Below are 22624 nucleotides of genomic sequence, written 5' to 3'. Positions count from 1 at the left end.
ATGCAGTCGCTTTCACGGGATGAAGGCCTGCACCTGGAAAAACAGTCCTTTTCCTATAAGGATAAAGATCCGGGAGGCTGCTATGTCATGTTCGAATCCCTGTCATCCTTTTATGATGGCGAGCATCCCAATGTAGTTTCCAAGCCATTTGCTGCCAGTGCTAAGAGAGACATAAATCTGAGAACCGGCGAAGGCATCCTTTACTACCTGGTGGCAAACAGGCTGTTTACCACAGCAGAAGATGTGGATTCTATGATCGAGTTTGTGAACCGGGGCAACCAGCTCTTTGTTGCAGCCACTGACCTGGACAGCGCTTTCATTAGCAGGTTATATACGAAGGTATCAGGAGATGTCAACTTCTTTGCAAAACCACATGCAGAAGAGCACTATGTGAACCATGCCCTGATGCCTGATACGGTGTATGCCCGGGACTCAATCGTGGGCGGGCGTTACTTTACCCTGCTGGATACGCCAAGAACTACGATTCTTGGTACTGACAGTAAGTTCAGGGCCAATTTTGTAAGAATCAACGTAGGGAGAGGACAGGTCTTTTTGCTGCTACAACCTTCCATTCTGACTAACTACTTCCTGATGTATAAACACAACCTCAGTTCACTGGAAAAACAGGCGGCGTACACCTATGGTTACTCCACTGTGTACTGGGATGAGTTTTATAAATACCATCAGTATCCACAGGAGGGGGAATTTAGCCAGTGGAGTGTGCTGATGCGCTATCCTGCCCTGCGATGGGCCTTGTGGCTATTGGTTTTGCTCATGTTGCTGTATGCCATTTTTGAAAGCAAAAGAAGACAACGAATTATACCAGACAAGGTAGTGCTGACAAATAACTCGCTGGAATTTGTAGAGGCATTGGGACAATTATATTACCAGCAGCATGACAATGTGAACCTGGCGAGAAAGATCATCATGCAATGGCTTGAATTTATCCGTACAAAATATTATCTGAATACAAATGCGATCAACGATGAGTTCATTCGTCGTTTATCACATAAAGCAGGTGTGCCGCTGGCAGAAGTAGAAGCGATTATAGACAGCATTCACTTTATACAACTGGCAGACAAAATCACAGATGCATACCTGAAGGAGTTTTACAGTAAAATACAGGCGTTTTATTTAAATACTAAATAATGGAGGAAACTACATTTCATCCCCGTACAGATTTTTATGCATTGCACCAGGGTGTAGCTGCTATACGGGAACAGATAGGAAAAGTAATTATCGGTCAGCATGAAATGGTGGAACTGCTCATCACCGGTTTGCTGACACAGGGGCATGTGCTGATCGAAGGTGTACCTGGCGTGGCAAAAACACTGACAGCAAAACTGCTGGCCAGAAGTATCGATGCAGATTTTTCCAGGTTACAGTTCACCCCTGATATTATGCCTGCCGATGTGTTGGGTACCTCTGTATTCAATCCTGAAACGAGGAACTTTGAATATAAGCGTGGACCGGTTTTCAGCAACCTGGTACTGATTGATGAAATCAACCGCGCCCCTGCCAAAACACAGGCTGCCCTGTTTGAGGTGATGGAAGAAAGACAGATTACCAACGACGGCATCACGCATCCGCTGCCCGCACCATTTATGGTAGTGGCTACCCAAAACCCGATAGAGCAGGAAGGAACTTACCGCCTGCCCGAAGCACAGCTGGACCGTTTTCTCTTTAAGATCGAAGTGAAATATCCTTCATTGAATGAGGAGATTACCATGCTGCAGGCTATGCACCAGTTCAATGGTCTGACAGACCTGACAAAGATGGTGGATAAGGTGGTGACTGCCAGCCAGATCATAGAATTCCAGGCACTGGTAAGGCGAGTACATATTGAAGATAAACTGTTGCACTACATAGCTGCATTGATCCAGGAAACCCGTGTGAATGCTTCCCTGTACCTGGGTGCATCTCCACGTGCTTCAATCGCGGTGATGAACTGTGCAAAGGCGACTGCGGCAATTAACAACCGTGATTTTGTAACACCGGACGATATTGTGAACATGCTGCCACATGTATTGCGTCACCGTATCATGCTCACGCCTGAGCGTGAAATGGAAGGCATCACCACCGATGAAGTGATCGCCCAGATCATCAAAGCTGTAGAAGTACCGAGGTAATATGAAGAAAACATTTCTGGCATTATTCTTTACTACCCGCCTGTATACGATCGTAGGTGCACTGGCACTGCTCTTTATACTGGCTTATTTTTTTTCGCTGCTGTACCCGGTGGCGCTGTTCCTTGTTGCAGGACTGGGGTTATTGTTGCTGGTAGATTTGTTCTTCCTGTTTACAGCAGGCCGCGATCCCTTTCCTGTATCCAGGGTCATGGGGCAGCGCTTCAGCAATGGCGATGATAATACGATTAGCCTGCATGTTAAAAATAACTTTCGCTTTCCCGTCTTCGTTACTATACTGGATGAACTGCCTTTTCAGTTTCAGCTGAGAGATTTCAGGCAGAAAACAATGGTGAAACCAGGCGAAACGAAAGTGGTGGAATATACGCTGCGCCCGGTGGAGAGAGGAGAATACCAGTTTGGCAATACGAATTCATTTGTAAAAAGCCCAATCGGGCTGGTGCAAAGACGGATTGTAAAAGAGAGTGCGGAAGCTGTAAAAGTATATCCTTCATTTTTGCAGTTGCGCAATTTTGAGTTGTATACATTTGATGATCGTGTGGGAGACACGGGGGTACATAAAAAGAAGATGATCGGCCAGAGTATGGAGTTTGATCATATCAAGGAATATGTGCGTGGCGATGATGTAAGAAGAGTAAACTGGAAAGCGACGGCCCGCAGGGGCGGATTGATGGTGAATAACTATGTAGAGGAAAAGTCGCAACAGATTTATTGTGTGATTGATAAAGGCCGGGCGATGAAGATGCCTTTTGAAGGGATGACATTGCTGGATTATGCTATCAATTCCTCGCTGGTGTTTAGCAATATTGCCTTGCAGAAAGGGGATAAGGCCGGATTGGTGACCCTGATGGAACAGGAGGTAGATGTATTACCGGCGAGTAGTAAAAAAGTACAGCTGAATAAAATTCTGGATACCCTGTATGCGCAGGAAACGCAGTGGCAGGAAAGCGATTATGAAAAGCTGGTGGTAACCCTGCGCAGCCATTTCAGCCAGCGTTCCCTGCTGGTATTGTTTACCAATTTTGAGTCGTTGTCTGCTTTGCAGCGACAGCTGCCTTATCTGCGCCGGTTGTCAAAGTATCACTTGCTGCTGGTGGTATTTTTCGAGAATACGGAATTAAAGAAAATAACCCAGGAAACGGCTACAGCAGTAGAGGACATTTACAGGCAGGTGATTGCGCAGAAATTTGCTTATGAGAAAAAGCAGATGGTGCGCGAGCTGGCGCAGTTCGGGATCCTTTCCCTGTTGACTACGCCGCAGCAATTGAGCCTGCATCTGATCAACAAATACCTGGAGCTGAAATCACGCTCACTCATTTAATTTTTTTACCGGGATAGTGGTGAGTGCCTTCAGGTGCTCATCATTTTTGTATGTGGCTGTAGCATTTACAGCTTGTATAGAAGTTTCATTGTTGTTAATAAGCAGGTCCTGCCCTAATAATTTCCCATCACTTACTTCGAAAGAGACGGCGCTGGTATCCAATGGAAATATTTTACCGGAGCTAAAGATCCCTTCTACATTCAAATAAAAATGGAAACCCCGTTTCAGGCTGTCGGCATAATGATGAAAACGGATGCTGTCCAGTTTGGGTAGCACGATGTCGGCAGTCATGGACTGGGGTATATCGGTGCTGGTAATGGTCAGCTGGATGGTATAGTTCTGGCTGACCAGGGATTTTCTGTCCAGCAATAAGTAGCCATTTTGAAAGGTGCCGGTATTGGGAACTACTTTGATACGGTTCCAGTTATAATTGCCATGGAGGAACCCGGTGGTGGTTCTGACCTCGCCGTTGGTATAGGTAATATAGAGACCAATGGGAATTTTATTGTAGAGTTCGGGAACGGCGGTGGAGTCGAATACGGCTTTGACGCTTTTAACTGTTTTTTGCTGGCCGGTGACCAGGAGGGACAGGAAGCTGAGTAAAGTGGTAAAGAATAATTTCATAGGAGAAAGGTATAAAAAATCGTTCCAAACATAGTGTAACTATACCATAGCCTTAGTGCTAAAAGGGTATTAGAAGGTCATCAAAAGGGCACTTCAATATCCAAAGGGATAATGAGGTGCCCTTTTGGTGTCGAATTGGTATCGAATAGACACTAAGGCTTGACTGAACAAGTGACCTGTTCAAGGTGGACTTGAGGTGGACTTATACGGTATAGTTGATTGATTTATAGGAAATTGTGCGAATTAGAAGTTTTCGCTGATTTTCTTTCCTGCCTGTAGGGCAAGTTTTGTCTCTTTGATGAGGTTATCCACAATTTCCTGCACGCTGCTGATGTCTTTTACGAGTTCTACGCTCTGCCCGGCGGACCATAATTGTTGATAATTTCCGGGTTTTACGGCCTGTTCCAGTTTTTTCATTCCCCGGAGTTGTACGAGCATTTTGAAGTATTTGCGGGTACGGGCGTTGTTATTGAGGAGCTTTTCGAGCCAGTTTTGTTTATAGCCAATTTTCCGGGCGGTGGGGGTATTTATGATATTGCAGGGGGTACCGGAGAGGCGTTCGGTGAGCACGATATCGTCCATGCCGTATTGGAGAATGGCATTTTTGTATTCATTGCTTACGGTGGCTTCGTGGCTGGCAATAAACCGGGTACCGATGGATACGCCGTCGGCACCTAGCAGAAGGGCGCTGGCTATCTGGTTGCCGTGGGCGATGCCTCCGGCGGCAATGAGTATTTTGTCGGGGAAGTGTTCCTGCAGGGAAGGCACGAGTATATGCATAGGGTAGGGGCCGGCATGGCCACCGGCACCTGCGGTAACGGCGATGAAGCCATCGCAACCTGCCTGTGCTGCTTTTTCAGCATGGGCCAGGTTGGTCACATCGCAGAGTACTTTGGCACCATAGCTATGGGCGGCAGCGATCACTTCTTTTGGACTACCGAGGGAGGTGATATAGAGAGGCACTTTGGCGTTGGCGCAGACCTGGAGGTGTTTGGAATAGAGGGGGTTCGTCTTTTGAACGATGAGGTTCACGCCATAGGTGCCCTGGGGGGAGTGGGTGCGGTGGTGGTTTAATCGGTCAAGAACGTCTTTGAGCTCACCTTCACGGCGGTAATTGAGGGAGGGGAAGGTACCGGCAATGCCATTGTCCATAGCGGCTTTGACCATAGCTTCGTTACTTACCAGAAACATGGGAGCCATGATCACCGGGTACCGGATGGCCAGGGTTGAGGTTAATTTCATACGTGTGTATTTATATACTAGTTGGCTGTTTTCTGCCTTGCGACGTACTTACCCAGGATATCGAATTCCAGGTTGATGATACTGCCGGCTTGGACAGCTGATATATTGGTATGTTCGTAGGTATATGGAATGACAGCGATGCTGAATTCAGTGTCGGTAACATTGAAAACAGTCAGGCTGATACCATTGAGGCAGATGGAGCCTTTTTCCACGATCAGCGGAGCGAACCGGGCAGGGAAGCGGAAGCGGTATTCCCAGCTACCGTTTTGCGGGGTGCAGGATATGCATTCGCCGGTGGCGTCTACGTGTCCCTGCACAAGGTGCCCGTCTATACGACCATTGAAGAGCATGGCTCTTTCCAGGTTTACTTTCTGACCTGGGGTAAGCAGGCCAATATTGCTTTTCTGGAGGGTTTCTGCGACGGCTACGATCTGGTAGATGTCTTTATCAATGTGGGTAACTGTGAGGCAAACCCCATTGTGGGCGATGCTTTGGTCTACTTTCAATTCAGGAGTGAGGGCGGAGCTGATGGAGATGACCATGTTGCTGCCTTCCTTCTTTGTAGCTATAACTTCGCCTAATGATTCTATAATTCCTGTAAACATGGAACGAAATTATGTAAAAAAGTGGAGGTGAAAGCTGACGCCGGGCACCCAAAAATTCAAACAATAGTTTGTTTTTTTAGAATTAAAAGGCGTATCTTTGCCTTCCTGAAAAAAAGAGGTATTTATTATGTTAATTATCGATTCTAAAGATTGCGAAAATATTGACAAGGCGCTCAAGAAGTACAAAAAGAAATTTGAGAAAGCGCGTATCCTGTTACAACTGAGAACTCGTCAATCTTTCACAAAACCTTCTGTTAAGCGTCGTACCGAGGTGCTGAAAGCTGTTTACAAACAGCAGCTGGCTTCTGGTAAACTGGATGCTTAATAACTAATTACGGATAATTCCAACGCAAAATATGTGATGATTGTAAGGTTTTTAATAACTTTACAATCATCAATTTTTTTGTGTTGAGCGAAGTATTACCCCCGGTAGTAGACCGTTTCCTGGCTTATATACAGCTTGAAAAGCGTTATTCAGCGCATACATTTGCTGCTTACCAGCAGGATCTTATCCAATTTTTCACATTTTTACGATCTCAATATGGCGATGTGTCCTTATCAGGCATATCGCATTCGCATGTCCGTACCTGGCTGGCTGGTCTTATGGAGCAGGGGATGATAGCGAAGACGGTTAACCGGAAAGTTTCCACACTCAAATCGTTTTTCAAGTTTGCATTGCGGCAGGGGGATATTACCCAGACTCCTATGACAAAAGTGACGGCGCCTAAGGTAGGTAGCCGGTTACCTGGCTTTATAGACGAAAAGGGGATGCAGGCGGTGGAGGATAACCGGAGTTTGCGAACAAAGGGGGGGCTTATATTTTCGGATGACCTGAAGGGGTTTACGCATAGGATGATATTTGAGTTGTTGTATCATACGGGGATCCGGTTGTCTGAATTAATCCATTTAAAGGAGTCTTATATAGATATTGGGCGGTTAAGTATAAAAGTATTGGGGAAGGGGAATAAGGAGCGGATAATACCGATTAGTTCGCTTTTGGCGAACCAGATTAAGGAGTATAGGGAGAGTAAGCGGAGGGAGCTGGCAGAATTTGATATGGAAGTGTTACTTGTAAATCCGGAATCAGGTCGTAAATTATATCCAAAGTATGTCTACAATGTGGTGCGGCATTATCTCTCGGCGCACCAGATCACCACGATCAGTCAAAAAAGTCCGCATACGCTGCGGCACACATTTGCAACACATTTAATGAACAATGGGGCGGACCTGAATGCAGTGAAGGAGTTGTTGGGCCATGCGAGCCTGGCTTCGACGCAGGTGTATACGCATAATAGCATAGAGAAGTTGAAGGAGGCGTATAAGAAGGCGCACCCGAAGGGGTAGTGGGGATATAGCTCATGGACACCTCGTGCTGTGCTGTAGGGAATTGCCTCCTGATGGGGAATTGCTTTCAGGGCATGGTTCATGGACGCCTCCTGCTGCGCTGTAGGGAATTGCCTCCTGATGGAGAATTACTTTCAGGACATTGCCTGTAGAGTATTTATCTAAGTATAAATTCCTCCCCAACCTTACATCTTTTGCCGTAGGCAAATGCAGTTACCTTATAAGCAAAAATTCGTTACTTATATATTAACAAAATATTACTAAATGGTTATGATAATAACCACTTAATTCACTAAATTAGTAATGAGTTCTTTGTATGTTGTTTTTCATTAGTCGTTACACTCTCATGCCATTAATTAAAATTGATTGAAAGCCTATGACGTAATGTTACGAGCATGTACAAGATTGTTAAAACTAAAAAAAATTTAGTGCTATGAACGTTCAAATTCAAACTGTGCATTTTGATGCGGATTCCAAATTGATTGATCATGTGAGCAAAAAGATCTCAAAGCTCAACACTTTTTATGACAGGATTATCAGTGTGGAAGTTTTTCTCAAGTTGGATGGAATAGCCCATCAAATTAAGGATAAAGTAGCCGAGATAAAAGTGCACATTCCGCGCCAGGACTTATTTGTAAAGCACGAAAGCAAATCCTTCGAAGAATCCTTTGACCTCGCATTTGACTCCGTTGTTAACCAGATTAAGCGTACTAAGGAGAAAAAAATCCAGTAAAATCTTAAAAATATTTTGGAATTAATTATCTGTTTACTACCTTTGCCATCCCGATCGAAAAAAAGGGATCGGCAAAGGTAGTAAAGTTCTTTACTGTAGGGCATTTTAGCCAATACGATCAGGTACGAAAAAAAGTACTGAGTGCTAAAAAAAAGATTTTGGAAATAACAAAATACTATTATTTTTGCACCCTCTTAAGACAGCAACTAAGAAGCACACAAAGCAACTACGAAGCACTTAAGAAAAGTACTCAAGCATATAAATACTTGGTATGCCAGCATAGCTCAGTTGGCCAGAGCTACTGATTTGTAATCAGTGGGTCGGGGGTTCGAATCCCTCTGCTGGCTCCGGAGGAAATCCGAAGCAAACAAAAAAACAAGTAAGTCCCGCAACGGATGAAGAGGTTTGTGGAAGTTTTTCAGGAGTAAAGAATGGGCAGGTTCCAGAGCGGCCAAATGGGGCGGACTGTAAATCCGCTGACTACGTCTTCACAGGTTCGAATCCTGTCCTGCCCACAAAGTGCAAATGTTCCGCCTTTGCCCAATAGCAATGGCGGAACAATTTTGTTAAGAAGAGGAGCTGAAGTGTGAGGGCGCCATAACAATTAAAGAGTTCTTTCTGATATTATTTTAACAAATGCGGGAGTAGCTCAGTTGGTAGAGCGACAGCCTTCCAAGCTGTAGGTCGCGGGTTCGAACCTCGTCTCCCGCTCATAGTTAATTGCGATTTGCTTCGTGATAACCTTGAGCGGAAAGTTTTGCAGAAGTATTACACTGTTTCCGTTTCAGGTAAAAAATCTCCAAAGCTTTATGAATATTGTTCGTCGTTCAGGCTGGTTTTTTCAGAACCAGAGGGGTTGATGGGCGATATAAGTTCTTTAAAAGTAATTAAATATGCTGTTGTAGCTCAGGGGTAGAGCACTTCCTTGGTAAGGAAGAGGTCGTGAGTTCAATTCTCATCAACAGCTCAAACGGATTCATTCGATAGTCCGGAATCCAACATTTCGTTGTAGCTCAGTGGAAGAGCGGTTTCCGGTAAATGTGCCGGTAATGGTCATGAGTTCAATTCTCATCAACGGTACAAGTTTGTAAAACCGTTTTATAAAAACACAATCAATACAATCTTTACAAACCATCTAAAAAAAATACAATGGCAAAAGAAACCTTTAAGCGGGATAAACCCCACGTAAACATTGGTACCATCGGCCACGTTGACCACGGTAAAACTACCTTAACTGCTGCCATTACAAATATTTTGGCAAGCAAGGGTCTGGCTGAGAAGAAAGGATATGATGAGATCGATGCTGCACCTGAAGAAAAGGAAAGAGGTATTACCATCAACACTGCACACGTAGAATACCAGACTGCTAATCGTCACTATGCTCACGTTGACTGTCCAGGTCACGCTGACTATGTGAAGAACATGATCACTGGTGCTGCGCAGATGGACGGTGCTATCCTGGTGGTTGCCGCTACAGATGGTCCAATGCCACAAACTAAAGAACACATCCTGCTCGCTCGCCAGGTAGGTGTACCTCGTATCGTTGTTTTCATGAACAAAGTTGACCTGGTAGACGATCCTGAACTGCTGGAACTGGTAGAACTGGAAATCCGCGAGCTGCTGAGCAAATATAACTACGACGGTGACAACACACCAATCATCAAGGGTTCCGCTACCGGTGCTCTGGCTGGTGAAGCTAAATGGGTTGCTGCTGTAGAAGAGCTGATGAACTCTGTAGATGAGTACATCCCGCTGCCTCCTCGCCCAGTTGATCTGCCATTCCTGATGTCTGTAGAAGACGTATTCTCTATCACAGGTCGTGGTACCGTTGCAACCGGTCGTATCGAACGTGGCCGTATCAAGGTTGGTGAACCAGTTGAAATCGTTGGTCTGATCGAAAAACCTCTTACTTCTACCTGTACAGGTGTTGAAATGTTTAAGAAACTGCTCGACGAAGGTGAAGCTGGTGACAACGCTGGTCTGCTGCTGCGTGGTATTGAAAAGAAAGATATCCGTCGTGGTATGGTTATCACTAAACCAGGTACTATCACTCCGCACACCGAATTCAAATGTGAAGTATACGTACTGAGCAAAGAAGAAGGTGGCCGTCACACTCCATTCTTCAACAAATACCGTCCTCAGTTCTACTTCCGTACAACTGACGTAACTGGTGAAGTTGAACTGCCTGCAGGTGTTGAAATGGTTATGCCTGGTGATAACGTAGGTCTGGTAGTAAAACTGATCGCTCCAATCGCTATGGAAAAAGGTCTGAAATTCGCTATCCGCGAAGGTGGACGTACCGTAGGTGCTGGTCAGGTTACTGAAATCATCAAGTAATCACTTTTTTCAGCATAAAAGCCATTAGCAATTGGCAAATTGCTAGCCGATAATCAGATTTTTTAGTAAATTCGAAGTCGGTGTGGAATTGGCAAACAGCTAATGGCTTTTTATACACGGGCATAGTTCAATGGTAGAATAGAGGTCTCCAAAACCTTTGATCAGGGTTCGAATCCTTGTGCCCGTGCAGTGTAAAATTGGTGAAAAGTGAAAGGTGAATTGTGAATTTCATTCGCCATTCACTTTTCACCTTTCATGTTTTCAAACGGTTAATTTTAAACCAATGAACAAGCTCAGAAACTATTTCCGGGAATCCTATCATGAACTGGTACATAAAGTATCCTGGCCTACATGGCAGGAGCTGCAATCCTCTACAATGGTTGTGCTAATCGCTACTGTAGTGATTACCCTCGTTGTATGGGGTATGGATGCCCTTTCTAACCTGGTGTTAACTCAGTATTATAAAATGTTCTAATAATGATAGAAGCATCCAATAACCCTGCAGAAGAAGCAAATGTTCCGACCCAGGATACCAAATGGTATGTACTGAGAGTGGTAAGTGGCAAAGAAAAGAAGGTAAAAGAATACCTGGATATTGAGGTGCGCCGTTCCGATTGGGGAAATGTAATCACTCAGATCTTCTTACCTGTTGAGAAAGTTTATAAAGTACAGGCCGGTAAGAAAGTGATGCGCGAAAAGAACTTTTATCCCGGGTATGTGATGATCGAGGCAATAGATGGTAAAATGACCGATGAGGTAATTCAATCCATCCGCAATGTGTCTGGTGTTATTCACTTCCTTGGTAAAGAAAAGCCGATCGCACTGCGTAAAGCTGAAGTAAATAAAATGTTAGGTAAGGTTGATGAACTGTCTGATTCAGGACTGACCATGAGCGAGCCTTTCATTGTTGGCGAAACTATCAAGATTATCGACGGACCATTCAATGACTTTAATGGTATTATTGAAGAGGTGATTGAAGATAAAAAGAAGTTGAAGGTGACAGTAAAGATCTTTGGTCGCGCTACACCAGTGGAGTTGAACTTTATGCAGGTAGAAAAAATAAGCTAAAGATTTTAGGTTTTTTAATAGGAGCCGTTCCGAAAGGGGCGGCTTTTTTTGTTTAGCTACAGGAAGTTTTTTCTCTTTCGGAGGGTATGACCGGATTGGCCTGCGGCAGCAAGCACGTTTTTAATCCTTTTATAATCCCAATTCCTTTTACTTATAGGTACCTTTACAAAGTGAAGATACTACTGATAGAAGACGAGCCCAAAGTCGCCGCTTTCATCAAAAAAGGACTGGAAGAAGACCAACACCAGGTGGAAGTAGCTTACGATGGCGAAATCGGGCACAAAGCAATCATGCAGCACGATTACGATGTGATCATCATGGATGTGATGCTCCCCTACATGAACGGCCTGCAACTCAGCAAATGCATCCGCGAACAAGGCATCCGTACCCCCGTCCTGATGCTCACCGCTCTCAACACCACCCCCGACATCGTAGACGGCCTCAATGCCGGCGCAGATGACTACCTCGCCAAACCATTTCACTTCAGTGAACTCCTGGCCAGAACAAACGCCCTGCACCGCCGCACCGCCCACTTCAAAACCACTAGCTCCAAACTCTCCTTCATGGACCTCACCCTGGACCTGGACACCAAAACCGCCACCCGGGAAAACAAAGAAATCATTCTCACCGCCAAAGAATACGCTTTGTTAGAACTCTTCATGAACAACTGCAATAAAGTCCTCTCCCGCGCATACATCGCCCAAACCGTATGGGGACTGGACTTCGATAGCGGTACCAACACCATCGATGTATACATCAACTACCTCCGCAATAAAATTGAAAAAGGATTCTCCGGCGATCGGTTAATACATACCGTAGTCGGCATGGGTTACGTGATGAAGACGAAATAAGCGGGATTATGAAGATACGTCACCGACTGGCATTGCAATTTACCATACTATCAGGTTGCATCCTGCTAGTCATCTTCGTGCTCGTATACCTCCTGCTACAAAACTACGTAAACAACACCTTTTTCAGCCAGCTGGAAGACCGCGCCCTCATCACCGCCCAGGTATTCCTCGAAAAAGACGAACTGGCCAAAAAGAAGTGGAAAAACCTCGAAAAGAAATACATCCAGTCCATCCCCGGCGAAGATGGCATGATCTACGACGAGGAAAACCAGCCCGTATTTATTGACCCCGGCGCTGTCAGCATACCCTCCGCCATCATCCAGGCAGTACGCTACCATAAAAAATACCGCTTCCACTATAAAGGTAAACCTGCCGTAGGTCTGTACTATTCAGACAACCAGGGAAACTTTGTCATCTTCGTCACCGCCGGCAACGAAGCTGGCCAGGCACAACTTGTACATAACCTCTGGATCTTAGCCGGCACCTTCGCCCTCGGTATGCTCATGGTCTTTGTAATCGGTCAGTGGTTTTCTTACCGTGCATTACGCCCCATTAATTTCATCAACACACAGGTAAAGAATATCCGTGCGGCTAACCTCCATGCCCGTGTGAAAAAGAGCCGTAACGAAGACGAAATCGATGAACTGGCCAGCAACTTCAATGACCTGCTGGAACACCTGGAAAAAGCATTTCAACTGCAGCAATCCTTTGTTTCCAATGCTTCACATGAGTTACGTACCCCGTTGACAGCGATTATCACTGAACTGGAAGTCATTCTCCAAAAACAAAGGAACCAGGAAGATTATATCAAAACACTGCGCTCCGTACTGGATGAATCAGCCAAACTGAAAACAATTACCAATGGTCTGCTGGAACTCACACAGGCAGATACTGATACCTATGCAGGCAAGGAGCATATCAGGCTTGACGAACTGCTCTGGGACCTGCGGGAAGAATGGGTACGAAAACATCCGGAGCAGTTGCTCAATGTACAGATGCTGCAATTGCCCGAAGATGCTACCCGACTGGAAATAACAGGCAACAGGGAATTGCTGGCGCTGGCTATTAAAAATATCATCAAGAACGCCTTTAAGTTTTCCAGCAATCAACCTGTGGACTGCACAATGAATTGCCAGCAGGAACAATTGTTAATAACTATCACGGATAAAGGAATCGGAATATCTCCCGAAGATGCAGCACGCATCTTTATGCCACTCTTCAGGGCTAATAATGCACGCATCTATCCCGGCTTTGGAATAGGCTTATCGATGGCGCAAAAAATCATCCAGGCACACAAAGGACAAATTAGTGTAAGCAGTGAACCCGGCCAGGGCAGCACATTTAACGTTTCCTTCACGACTCACCATTAAATCTAATGGGTTTTTAATTTGCATCTAACAAGCCCCTAATATCACCGTTGCAACTTTACATGCGTTAAACTTTCTGAAACGATCATGTATTTGAACCGTGTATTTTTTCTCTTCCTATATCTTATAGTTATCGGCCCTGTAGCTGAAGCACAGACAGATACTGTACGCTATGCACTGCCGGATGCCGAAAAGGTTTTTCTTGAAAACAATCTGTCTCTGCTGGCCGGGAAACTGGAAATCCCCATAGCAGAAGCAAAGATCCTGCAGGCAAAAGCATGGCCCAATCCTAACCTGTCTATCGGCGATATCCAGTTTTATACCAACGGTACGACGGCATCTACGCCACCATTATTTGGTAATTTTTGGAAAGACAGAACATTTAGTGCACAACTTGAACAATTAATTTATACCGCACGCAAGCGAAAGAAAAATATAGACCTGGAATCCCACAACAAAGACCTTGCTGCCAGCAATTTCATGGATCTGCTACAATCATTGAAAGCTGACTTCCGGCAAACGGAGGCCTCCTTATTATATCTCCAGCAGATACAGGGCGATCAGTTATTTCAACTGGGGGTAGTAAATACTTTATTGAAGGCACAACAGGGTATGCTGAAACAGGGGAATATTTCACAGACTGAAATGTACCGTATCAAGGCATTACAGATCTCTCTTCAGTCAGATATCAATGAAACACACGAAGACCTGACCGCACAACAGGAACACCTGAAAAACCTGCTGGCATTGAACGCCAACGTGTACCTGGTATTGGAAGATCCGACTCCTACTTCAGACATGGTCACTGAATTGGAACAACATCCCTTGTCCGAATTACTCACGCAGGCTACACAACATAATGCAGGCATCATGGCTGCACAACAACAAAAACAGGTAAGCGAAGCTGCCCTGGCAGTAGAAAAAGCAAACAGGGTACCTGACCTGAGTCTCAATGTGAACTATGACCGGGCCGGCAATGATCAGCTCAACTTTATGGGGGCTGGTGTCTCTATGGACCTGCCATTTTTCAACAGGAATAAAGGCAATATCAAAGCAGCACAATTGGCGGTGCAACAGAGTGATTTGTTAGAAAAAAATAAGATCACTGCAGTAAATAATGCAGTCATAAAAGAATGGACAGACCTGCACAAAGCCATTAGTCTGTATGAAAGTATTGACACCGATTACCTCGATAAACTCGATACCATGGTAGAAGGCATCAGCCGCAACTTCGTGAACCGGAATATCAGTCTGCTGGAATTTTTAGACTTCTTCGGCTCTTTCCGGGAAAGTAAGCAGCAATACTATGCGGCCATTAAGAACATCAGTATAAAAAAAGCGACGCTTAATTACTTAACCGGAACGGAGCTATAAACAACGCATTATGTACCGTATTTTTTACACAGGATTGGCCATGATATTGATATCTGCCTGCCACAATGCTACCATCACCACGCAGGAGACCAATACCTGCATTATTTCTCCCAGCCTGAAATCGCTGATCCGGTTAACACCGCTGTCAGAAGCCCCTGTACATGGCGAGCTGGAACTGACTGGAAGTGTGAGTTATGACCAGGATCACCTGTACCATTATCAATCACTGGCCAGTGGCGTGGTGAGAGACGTACGTTTTAACCTCGGCGATTATGTGACCCAGGGACAGGTATTGGCAGAAATAAAAACGACAGCACTGAGCGATCAATCTGCAGAACTGCATAAAGCGGAAGCAGCGCTTGCCCTGGCAGAAAGGCAACTGCGGGCAACGACGAGTCTGCACGATGATGGCATTGCATCTGACAAGGAATTGCTGGAAGCACAGAATGAAGTCGCTGCAGATAAACTGGAAATTAACAGGATCAGGGAAACACTTAATATACAGGGTGGCAGTGTGGATAAAGGTGTATTGCTGATACGCGCACCCCTGAGTGGTTATATCGTGGGTAAGAAAATGACTACCGGGTACCAGGTGAATGCAGGTGATGATGATCTGTTCATTATTTCTGACCTGAAGAAAGTGTGGGTTATGGTAAATGTGTATGCGGCACAGTTAGGCATGGTAAAAGCAGGGCAGGAAGTGGTGATCAGTACAACCGCGTACCCGGGGAAAGTATTTACAGGTAAGATCGCCCGTCTATCCAACATCTTTGATCCGGAAGAAAAAGTAATGAAAGCAGTAGTGGAGATTGACAATGCCAGCCTGGAATTAAAACCGGATATGATGGTGAGTGTGAATGTGCATATGAACACGAATGAAAAGGCGCTGGCAGTACCACTGGATGCTGTGATATTTGATGATGATAACTATCATGTAGTGGCGTATCACAGTGACTGCGATGTACGCGAACTGACCATTCATCCGCTATCGCACGATAAGCAGTTTTATTATGTAAATGAAGACCTACTGCACATAGGCGATACCATCATTAACCGCAACCAATTATTGATTTATAATCAGCTGAAAGGAAGATAGCATGAATAAGCTCGTAGAAAAGATAGTTGGCTTTGCACTGAAGAATCATACCCTGGTATTGTTCTTTACTTTCCTCCTGGTTGTAGCTGGTGTGGTAGCCATTAAGAATACATTGATAGAAGCCTATCCGGATGTAACAAACACTCGTGCCCGTATCATTACACAATGGCCGGGGAGGAGTGCGGAAGAGATAGAGAAATTTGTGACACTGCCTATTACAAAAGAGATGAGCACTATTCCGGGCAAGACGGATGTGCGTTCTATTTCACTCTTTGGCTTGTCCGTTGTGACAGTGAATTTTGAAGACAATGTAGAAGATTTTTATGCACAGCAGTATGCAAGTAACCGCATGCGGAATGTGGACCTGCCGGCCGGTGCAGATGCAGAAATAGAACCACCGTATGGCGCTACAGGAGAGATATTCAGATATGTGATCAGGAGTAAGGACAGGCCCATTCGTGAATTGTCTGCCTTGCAGGAGTGGGTGATCAGCAGGGAGTTGTTGTCAGTACCGGGAGTGGCAGATGTGAATAGTTTTGGTGGGGAAGAGAAGAGCTATGAAATCAGGGTGAACCCTACTGAATTATCGAATTATGGTCTGACAGCGCTGGATGTATTTCAGGCGATTGGCAAAAGTAATATCAATGTAGGGGGAGATGTAATTCAAAAGGGTAGTCAGGCATATGTGGTACGTGGGGTGGGGTTGCTGGAAAAGACGGCGGATATCGAGAATATCCTTATTACAAATGTAAAAGGAACGCCGGTGTTGGTGAAGAATGTGGCGAATGTGGTCGTGACGGGAAAACCAAGACTTGGCAGAGTGGGGTTGAATGGAGATGATGATTTAGTGGAAGGGATTGTAATCATGCTGAGAGGGGAGAATCCCAGTAAGGTAATTGAAAAACTGCGGGAGCGGATTGCAGACCTGAACAACCGTATCCTGCCGAAAGATGTAAAGATAGAACCGTTCCTGGACAGGACGGAATTGGTAGATAAGACCATTACAACTGTTACACATAATCTCATAGAGGGAATTTTGCTGGTATCCATTGTTGTGTTTGTGTTTCTGTACAACTGGCGTACTACAGTAATTGTGGCGTCCGTGATTCCGCTGGCATTTTTATTTGCCTTGCTGATGTTGCGGATCCAGGGGTTGTCGGCAAACCTGATCTCCATTGGTGCGGTCGATTTTGGTTTATTGCTGGAGGGAACGATGGTGATAGTCGAGCATGTATTCGCCAGTATGGACAAACGTGCCCGTGAGATGGGCATGGAGGCATTCAACGCTATGCCGAAGGATGATTTCATACAGGATAAAGCGAGAAGTGTGGCAAAGTCCATCCTGTTTGCACAAGTGATCCTGATCGTAGCGTTGATGCCTATTTTCACATTTCAGAAAGTGGAAGGAAAGATGTTTTCACCACTGGCATTTACATTGGGATATGCGTTGCTGGGTTCCCTGTTATTGAGTCTTACCTATGTACCAGTGATGTGTAAACTGTTGCTGAACAGGAATGTGGTAGACAGGCATAGTGCGGTGACGGAGTTTTTCAGGAAGATCATCTTCAGGATGTTTCAGTTTGCAACTCAGTACAGGAGGGGAACGATCATTGGTTTCTTTGTATTGCTGGGTGGGTGTATACTGGGTTTTGGTAGTATGGGAACGGAGTTTATTCCGAAGTTGAATGAAGGCGCGATTTATATCAGGGCGACATTGCCAAGTAGTGTGAACCTGGATGAATCGGTGCGATTGACGAAAGAGATGAAGGCGCAATTAAGGAGTTTTGATGAAGTACAGTTTGTACTGACACAAACAGGACGGCCTAATGACGGTACGGATCCAACCGGTTTTTTCAACATCGAATTCCATGTGCAACTAAAAGATGAAGGGCAATGGCAGCACCATATTACCAAAGAGCAGTTGTTGGAGCAAATGGAAGCAAAACTGAGGGTATATCCGGGAATAGTGTTTGGGTTTAGTCAGCCGATTATGGATAATGTGGAAGAGTATGTAGCGGGTGTAAAGAGTGCGTTGGTGGCAAAAGTGTATGGTAATGACCTGCCTTTGCTGGAACGGACGGCAGATAGTATTGCTGCTGTGATCAAAGGCATCCGGGGTATTGAGGATGTGAATGTATTCAGGAATATCGGTGCACCGGAGTTGAGAATTAAACTGGGAGAGGCGAGGATGGCCAGGTATGGTATCAGCATGGAGGATGCGCAGGCAGTGGTAGAGATGGCGATAGGGGGGAAGGCTGCATCCACATTTTATGAGGGAGAGCGGATGTTTGAGATCAGGGTGCGGTACGATGAGCATTTCAGACAATCGGAGCAGGAGATCAGGAATATACTGGTGCCGGCGGCGGGGAATGCCAAAGTGCCCTTGTCAGAGATAGCGGATATTGGGTTCTTTACGGGACCTGCATTTATCTACAGGCAGGGGAGCAGCCGGTATATAGCAGTAGGATTTTCGGTAAGGGGCAGGGACCTGGGCGGTACGATTGCGGAAGCACAAAAGAAGGTAGCGCAGCATGTACACCTGCCTGAAGCATATAAACTGGAATGGGCAGGGGAATTTGAAAGCCAGCAAAGGGCTACGGGCAGACTGGCGTATATCGTACCAATATCACTGGTACTGATCGGGTTCCTGTTGTACATCAATTTCAATAACCTGAAGGATACGTTGTTGTCGCTGATTACGGTGCCGTTTGCTTTTATGGGCGGATTCTTTTCGTTGTGGGTTACGCATACCATTTTCGGTATTTCGGCGGGGATTGGATTTATCATCTTGTTTGGCGTGGGAACGATAGATGGGATTATATTGATATCGGTGATGAAGAGTTACTGGGAGAAGGGAATGCCGTTGAAAGAGGCGATTGAGCATGGTGTGAGGGATAGGATCAGGCCGGTGTTTATGATTGCGGTGATGGGATCATTGGGATTATTGCCGGCAGCGTTGAGTCATGGGATGGGATCGGAGATTCAGAAGCCGCTGGCGATTATGATAGTGGGGGGATTGGTGGTGTGTATGCTATTGAGTTTGATGGTATTACCGCAGTTTTTTTACTGGGCGTATAGAAAGAAATAAAAACCGGCATTAGGTTTTTAAAGCCTAATGCCGGTAGTGGATGGGCCTGTGGCCGGCAATGAGATTATTTCTTTCTTGTCATATGAATTTCCATGCTTTTGATATCTTGCCCATCTTTGGTGTAGTACATTTCCACCATGTGGTGGTCATCGTCCTGGATGGTGAACACTTCTTTCATATCGATATCTTTTCCCTGCATGGGGTCATAGCTTTTGCCGGTGAGGGTGAGGGAGTGGGTGGCATCGTCCCAGGTGCCCTGGAGCATCATGATACCGGTGCCCATGTTGTCGACCCATGAATTCTGGAAGATCTTTTTAGCGTTGTCATAGGCGAGGAGGCCATGGCCTTCGAATTCCATGCCTTCGATGTTGCCTTTGTGAACAGATTCCTGGTAGCGGCCACCGAGGATCATTTTATTTTCGGTGGTGCCGGTAGATTTGGATGGGGGAGCGCCGGGGGCCATCCAGAAGGTCATTTCGTACGTCCAGGTACCATTTGCGTGCGCAAGCATCTGGTGAGTTTTTCCTGGGGTAGAATATTCCATCCATGCTTTTTGAGCGGCCTCGTCCTGGGCGAAGAGTGGGGCGGCAGCGAGGATGGGGAAGCATAATAACAACAGACGTTTCATGATTAGGTGGATTTTAAGTATTAAAATAACAAGGAGGATGAGGAGAAGGTTGAGGGCGGGGGCAACAATAAATTTATGTGAAGAGGAATAGGAATTCCGGTAAATTCCATTAGATTTGTGAAAATGGGGTGCCGGACTTCATTGTTAACCTTCCTTATAAAATATATGCCGGAATAGTTTTGCAATAGAATTGTAAAATTTTAACCCCAAATAGATGATAATAGCAAAAAGGATGCCCGAAAGCAAATTCTTTTTGTGATTTATTATATTATTATATACCTTTGCATCCCCTTCAAAAGGTATTTTTTTTCTTCCTTTTAGTTTTGGGAGTCTCGGAAGAGACGAGACGTTTTAACCAAATTAAATAATTCAACATGGCAAAAGAGATCGCTACGTACGTGAAATTGCAGGTTAAAGGTGGCGCGGCCAACCCTGCACCTCCGATTGGTCCTGCCTTGGGTTCCAAGGGTGTGAACATCATGGAGTTCTGTAAGCAGTTCAATGCCCGTACCCAGGATAAAGCTGGTAAGGTATTGCCTGTATTACTGACTGTTTACACAGACAAATCTTTTGATTTCGTAATCAAGACTCCTCCTGCAGCTGTACAGTTGCTGGAAGCAGCCAAATTGCAGAGTGGTTCCAAAGAGCCAAACCGTAACAAGGTTGGTAAAGTTACCTGGGCTCAGGTAGAAGCTATCGCAACCGATAAGATGGCTGACCTGAACTGTTTCACCAAAGAGAGCGCCATGAAGATGGTAGCTGGTACTGCCCGTTCTATGGGTATTACTGTGGACGGTAACGCTCCATGGAGCAACTAATTGTTTCACCTGTGTATAACGGGTTAACTTTTTAAAACATTTTGCAATGGCAACTAAGAAAAGAAAAGTAGCTGATACAAAAGTGGACAAAAACAAGATTTACTCCCTGAAGGAGGCGTCCACAATTGTAAAAGACATTAACTGCACTAAGTTCGACAGCTCTGTCGATTTACATATCCGTCTGGGCGTTGATCCCAAGAAAGCAGACCAGGCTATCCGTGGTTCCGTAACGCTTCCCCACGGTACTGGTAAAACCAAACGCGTTCTGGTACTTTGCACGCCTGACAAAGAGGCTGCTGCAAAAGAAGCTGGAGCTGATCATGTTGGTCTGGACGAGTATATTCAGAAAATCGAAGCTGGCTGGACTGATGTAGATGTAATCGTAGCAACTCCTGCTGTGATGCCTAAGATCGGTAAGCTGGGTAAGATCCTGGGTCCCCGTAACCTGATGCCTAACCCTAAGACTGGTACTGTTACTAACGATGTAGCGGCTGCAGTAAACGAGGTGAAAGGTGGTAAAATTACTTTCAAGGTAGACAAGGCTGGTATCATCCACGCTTCTATTGGTCGTGTATCATTTGCACCTGAAAAGATCGAACAGAACTCTCAGGAACTGATCAACGCTATCATCAAGCTGAAACCTGCTACTGCTAAGGGTACTTACCTGAAAGGCCTGGCTATGGCGAGCACAATGAGCCCTGCCATCACGGTTGACACTAAATCTGTTCAAAACTAACTGATTCGCCGGCTGGCAGATCGACAAACTGAGAAAAGCTATGAACAAAGATCAAAAAAATGAAGTGATTGAACTGCTGAAAGGTAAGTTCTCTCAATATAACAACTTCTACATCACAAACACTGAGTCTCTGACTGTAGAGCAGGTAAACAACCTGCGCAGGGTTTGTTTTGACAAGAAAGTGGAAATGAAGGTGGCTAAGAACACCCTGATCCGCAAAGCACTGGAATCTCTGGACGCTGAGAAATATGCAGGTGTATTTGATGCACTGAATGGTGTAACTGCCCTGATGTTCTCTGATTCTCCAAAAGAACCAGCACTGATCATCTCTTCTTTCCGTAAGGACAACAAGAAGACCGAAAAGCCTGAGCTGAAAGCTGCTTTCGTAGGTGATGAAATCTACACTGGCGATGCGCAACTGGCTAACCTGGTTAAAATCAAGACCAAGAACGAACTCATTGGCGACGTTATCGGTCTGTTGCAATCTCCTGCTAAGCGTGTTATCGCTGGTTTGCTCGAGAAAGCAAAGAAGGAAGGAGCAGGTGAAACTGTTGCTCCGGCAGCTGAATAAGCTGAAAGTGAGTGTAGAAAACTCACTACCAATACATTATGGCTTCCAAGTCACAATATAAATCATCAATCTAACTTAAAATTCTTAAAAACATTATACAATGGCAGACGTTAAAGCATTAGCCGAACAATTAGTAGGTTTAACTGTTAAGGAAGTACAAGAACTGGCAGACGTTCTGAAAAGCGAATATGGTATTGAACCAGCTGCTGCTGCAGTTGTTGTTGCTGCAGGTGGTGGCGAAGCTGCTGCTGCAGAAGAAAAAACAGCCTTCAACGTTATCCTGAAAAATGCTGGCGCTAGCAAACTGAACGTAGTTAAGATCGTTAAGGATCTGACAGGTCTTGGTCTGAAAGAAGCTAAGGAACTGGTAGACGGTGCTCCTAAGGAACTGAAAGCAGGTGTTAGCAAGGCTGAAGCAGAAGACCTGAAAGCTAAGCTGACAGAAGCTGGCGCTGAAGTTGAAATTCAGTAATTCTTTGCTTAAGGATACCTCTTTATAAAGGTCAAAAGTGCTTTTTGGCACTTTTGGCCTTCTTCCCTTTGGGAAAGTGTCTTTTTCGAAGCGTCAAAAAAGGGGAAATCACCGGGTCGGTGGATTTGACAATCAGGAGAAGACAGAAATTTTTGAGGGTAATTGGCAAAGAATCCTTAATTTCCCCGATTCATGTTGTGAT

At 45.2% G+C, this 22624-nt stretch carries 22 protein-coding genes and 6 tRNA genes; 24 read left to right on the top strand and 4 right to left on the bottom strand.

Going from position 1 to position 22624, the window contains the following annotated elements; all coding sequences use genetic code 11:
- Genes ABDW16_RS05470 through ABDW16_RS05460 form a run of 3 tightly spaced genes read left to right on the top strand, consistent with a single transcriptional unit; the run spans window position 1 to window position 3468 of the window.
- Entirely contained in the window at window positions 1-1149 is a 1149-nt protein-coding gene (locus ABDW16_RS05470; protein WP_343668256.1) for a DUF4350 domain-containing protein, read from the top strand.
- Window positions 1149-2129 carry a MoxR family ATPase gene (locus ABDW16_RS05465; RefSeq protein WP_343668254.1) on the top strand — a complete coding sequence of 327 codons (981 nt, stop codon included), beginning with the start codon at window positions 1149-1151 and terminating at the stop codon, window positions 2127-2129. The genes ABDW16_RS05470 and ABDW16_RS05465 overlap by 1 nt, the downstream gene beginning before the upstream one ends.
- 1 nt (window position 2130) lies before the next feature.
- Entirely contained in the window at window positions 2131-3468 is a 1338-nt protein-coding gene (locus ABDW16_RS05460) for a DUF58 domain-containing protein (RefSeq protein WP_343668252.1), read from the top strand.
- Here ABDW16_RS05460 and ABDW16_RS05455 read toward each other — a convergent pair.
- The 3 genes from ABDW16_RS05455 to ABDW16_RS05445 form a co-directional block, all read right to left on the bottom strand.
- On the bottom strand, window positions 3457-4092 hold the full coding sequence (locus ABDW16_RS05455) for a hypothetical protein (protein ID WP_343668251.1): 636 nt from the start codon (window positions 4090-4092) through the stop codon (window positions 3457-3459). The genes ABDW16_RS05460 and ABDW16_RS05455 overlap by 12 nt on opposite strands.
- Before the next feature lie 243 nt (window positions 4093-4335).
- Window positions 4336-5334 (bottom strand): nitronate monooxygenase, encoded by a 999-nt coding sequence (locus ABDW16_RS05450; RefSeq protein ID WP_343668250.1) that lies wholly within the window; start codon window positions 5332-5334, stop codon window positions 4336-4338.
- Window positions 5335-5351: 17 nt separating this feature from the next.
- Window positions 5352-5939: a riboflavin synthase gene (locus tag ABDW16_RS05445; protein WP_343668249.1), complete on the bottom strand. Its 588-nt coding sequence runs from the start codon at window positions 5937-5939 to the stop codon at window positions 5352-5354.
- A 127-nt stretch (window positions 5940-6066) separates the two neighbouring features.
- Here ABDW16_RS05445 and rpsU point away from each other — a divergent pair, with 127 nt between their 5' ends.
- From rpsU to ABDW16_RS05360, 17 genes are all read left to right on the top strand, one after another.
- The gene (rpsU, locus tag ABDW16_RS05440; RefSeq protein WP_343668248.1) at window positions 6067-6264 is read left to right on the top strand and encodes a 30S ribosomal protein S21; all 198 of its coding nucleotides are present in this window, start codon (window positions 6067-6069) and stop codon (window positions 6262-6264) included.
- A gap of 80 nt (window positions 6265-6344) precedes the next feature.
- Window positions 6345-7283, top strand: a complete 939-nt coding sequence (locus ABDW16_RS05435; RefSeq protein ID WP_343668247.1) for a tyrosine-type recombinase/integrase — start codon at window positions 6345-6347, stop codon at window positions 7281-7283.
- 433 nt (window positions 7284-7716) lie between these two features.
- Window positions 7717-8016, top strand: a complete 300-nt coding sequence (gene raiA / locus ABDW16_RS05430; RefSeq protein ID WP_343668245.1) for a ribosome-associated translation inhibitor RaiA — start codon at window positions 7717-7719, stop codon at window positions 8014-8016.
- 273 nt (window positions 8017-8289) lie between these two features.
- A tRNA-Thr gene (locus tag ABDW16_RS05425) sits at window positions 8290-8363 on the top strand.
- An 86-nt stretch (window positions 8364-8449) separates the two neighbouring features.
- Window positions 8450-8531 (top strand) — tRNA-Tyr (locus ABDW16_RS05420).
- A gap of 123 nt (window positions 8532-8654) precedes the next feature.
- A tRNA-Gly gene (locus tag ABDW16_RS05415) sits at window positions 8655-8727 on the top strand.
- A gap of 184 nt (window positions 8728-8911) precedes the next feature.
- Window positions 8912-8983, top strand: a tRNA-Thr gene (locus ABDW16_RS05410).
- A gap of 37 nt (window positions 8984-9020) precedes the next feature.
- Window positions 9021-9096 (top strand) — tRNA-Tyr (locus ABDW16_RS05405).
- Between the two features lie 69 nt (window positions 9097-9165).
- The gene (tuf, locus tag ABDW16_RS05400) at window positions 9166-10353 is read left to right on the top strand and encodes an elongation factor Tu (protein WP_343668243.1); all 1188 of its coding nucleotides are present in this window, start codon (window positions 9166-9168) and stop codon (window positions 10351-10353) included.
- A 116-nt stretch (window positions 10354-10469) separates the two neighbouring features.
- Window positions 10470-10540 (top strand) — tRNA-Trp (locus ABDW16_RS05395).
- Window positions 10541-10636: 96 nt separating this feature from the next.
- On the top strand, window positions 10637-10828 hold the full coding sequence (secE, locus tag ABDW16_RS05390; RefSeq protein ID WP_343668242.1) for a preprotein translocase subunit SecE: 192 nt from the start codon (window positions 10637-10639) through the stop codon (window positions 10826-10828).
- A 2-nt stretch (window positions 10829-10830) separates the two neighbouring features.
- Window positions 10831-11421, top strand: a complete 591-nt coding sequence (gene nusG / locus ABDW16_RS05385; protein ID WP_343668240.1) for a transcription termination/antitermination protein NusG — start codon at window positions 10831-10833, stop codon at window positions 11419-11421.
- A gap of 170 nt (window positions 11422-11591) precedes the next feature.
- Window positions 11592-12272, top strand: coding sequence for a response regulator transcription factor (locus ABDW16_RS05380; protein ID WP_343668239.1), 681 nt, complete (start codon window positions 11592-11594; stop codon window positions 12270-12272).
- Window positions 12273-12280: 8 nt separating this feature from the next.
- Complete coding sequence (locus tag ABDW16_RS05375) at window positions 12281-13642, top strand: HAMP domain-containing sensor histidine kinase (RefSeq protein ID WP_343668238.1); 1362 nt, start codon at window positions 12281-12283, stop codon at window positions 13640-13642.
- Between the two features lie 84 nt (window positions 13643-13726).
- Window positions 13727-15013 (top strand): TolC family protein, encoded by a 1287-nt coding sequence (locus ABDW16_RS05370; protein WP_343668237.1) that lies wholly within the window; start codon window positions 13727-13729, stop codon window positions 15011-15013.
- 10 nt (window positions 15014-15023) lie between these two features.
- Window positions 15024-16109 (top strand): efflux RND transporter periplasmic adaptor subunit, encoded by a 1086-nt coding sequence (locus ABDW16_RS05365; protein WP_343668236.1) that lies wholly within the window; start codon window positions 15024-15026, stop codon window positions 16107-16109.
- Window position 16110: 1 nt separating this feature from the next.
- The gene (locus tag ABDW16_RS05360; RefSeq protein ID WP_343668234.1) at window positions 16111-19197 is read left to right on the top strand and encodes a CusA/CzcA family heavy metal efflux RND transporter; all 3087 of its coding nucleotides are present in this window, start codon (window positions 16111-16113) and stop codon (window positions 19195-19197) included.
- A 64-nt stretch (window positions 19198-19261) separates the two neighbouring features.
- On the opposite strand, the gene ABDW16_RS05355 is transcribed toward ABDW16_RS05360, so the two are convergent.
- The gene (locus tag ABDW16_RS05355; RefSeq protein ID WP_343668232.1) at window positions 19262-19825 is read right to left on the bottom strand and encodes a DUF1579 domain-containing protein; all 564 of its coding nucleotides are present in this window, start codon (window positions 19823-19825) and stop codon (window positions 19262-19264) included.
- A gap of 374 nt (window positions 19826-20199) precedes the next feature.
- Here ABDW16_RS05355 and rplK point away from each other — a divergent pair, with 374 nt between their 5' ends.
- The 4 genes from rplK (at window position 20200) to rplL (ending at window position 22422) form a co-directional block, all read left to right on the top strand.
- Entirely contained in the window at window positions 20200-20643 is a 444-nt protein-coding gene (gene rplK / locus ABDW16_RS05350) for a 50S ribosomal protein L11 (protein WP_072360740.1), read from the top strand.
- Between the two features lie 46 nt (window positions 20644-20689).
- Window positions 20690-21379 (top strand): 50S ribosomal protein L1, encoded by a 690-nt coding sequence (rplA, locus tag ABDW16_RS05345; RefSeq protein ID WP_343668231.1) that lies wholly within the window; start codon window positions 20690-20692, stop codon window positions 21377-21379.
- A gap of 40 nt (window positions 21380-21419) precedes the next feature.
- Window positions 21420-21950 carry a 50S ribosomal protein L10 gene (gene rplJ, locus ABDW16_RS05340; RefSeq protein WP_343668230.1) on the top strand — a complete coding sequence of 177 codons (531 nt, stop codon included), beginning with the start codon at window positions 21420-21422 and terminating at the stop codon, window positions 21948-21950.
- A gap of 100 nt (window positions 21951-22050) precedes the next feature.
- Window positions 22051-22422 (top strand): 50S ribosomal protein L7/L12, encoded by a 372-nt coding sequence (gene rplL, locus ABDW16_RS05335; protein WP_343668229.1) that lies wholly within the window; start codon window positions 22051-22053, stop codon window positions 22420-22422.
- Window positions 22423-22624: the final 202 nt, after the last annotated feature.

The sequence above is a fragment of the Chitinophaga sp. genome, from assembly GCF_039596135.1.
Classification (GTDB): domain Bacteria; phylum Bacteroidota; class Bacteroidia; order Chitinophagales; family Chitinophagaceae; genus Chitinophaga.
Note: the sequence above shows the minus strand (reverse complement) of the source record. Positions and strands in the feature narration are given on the sequence as shown.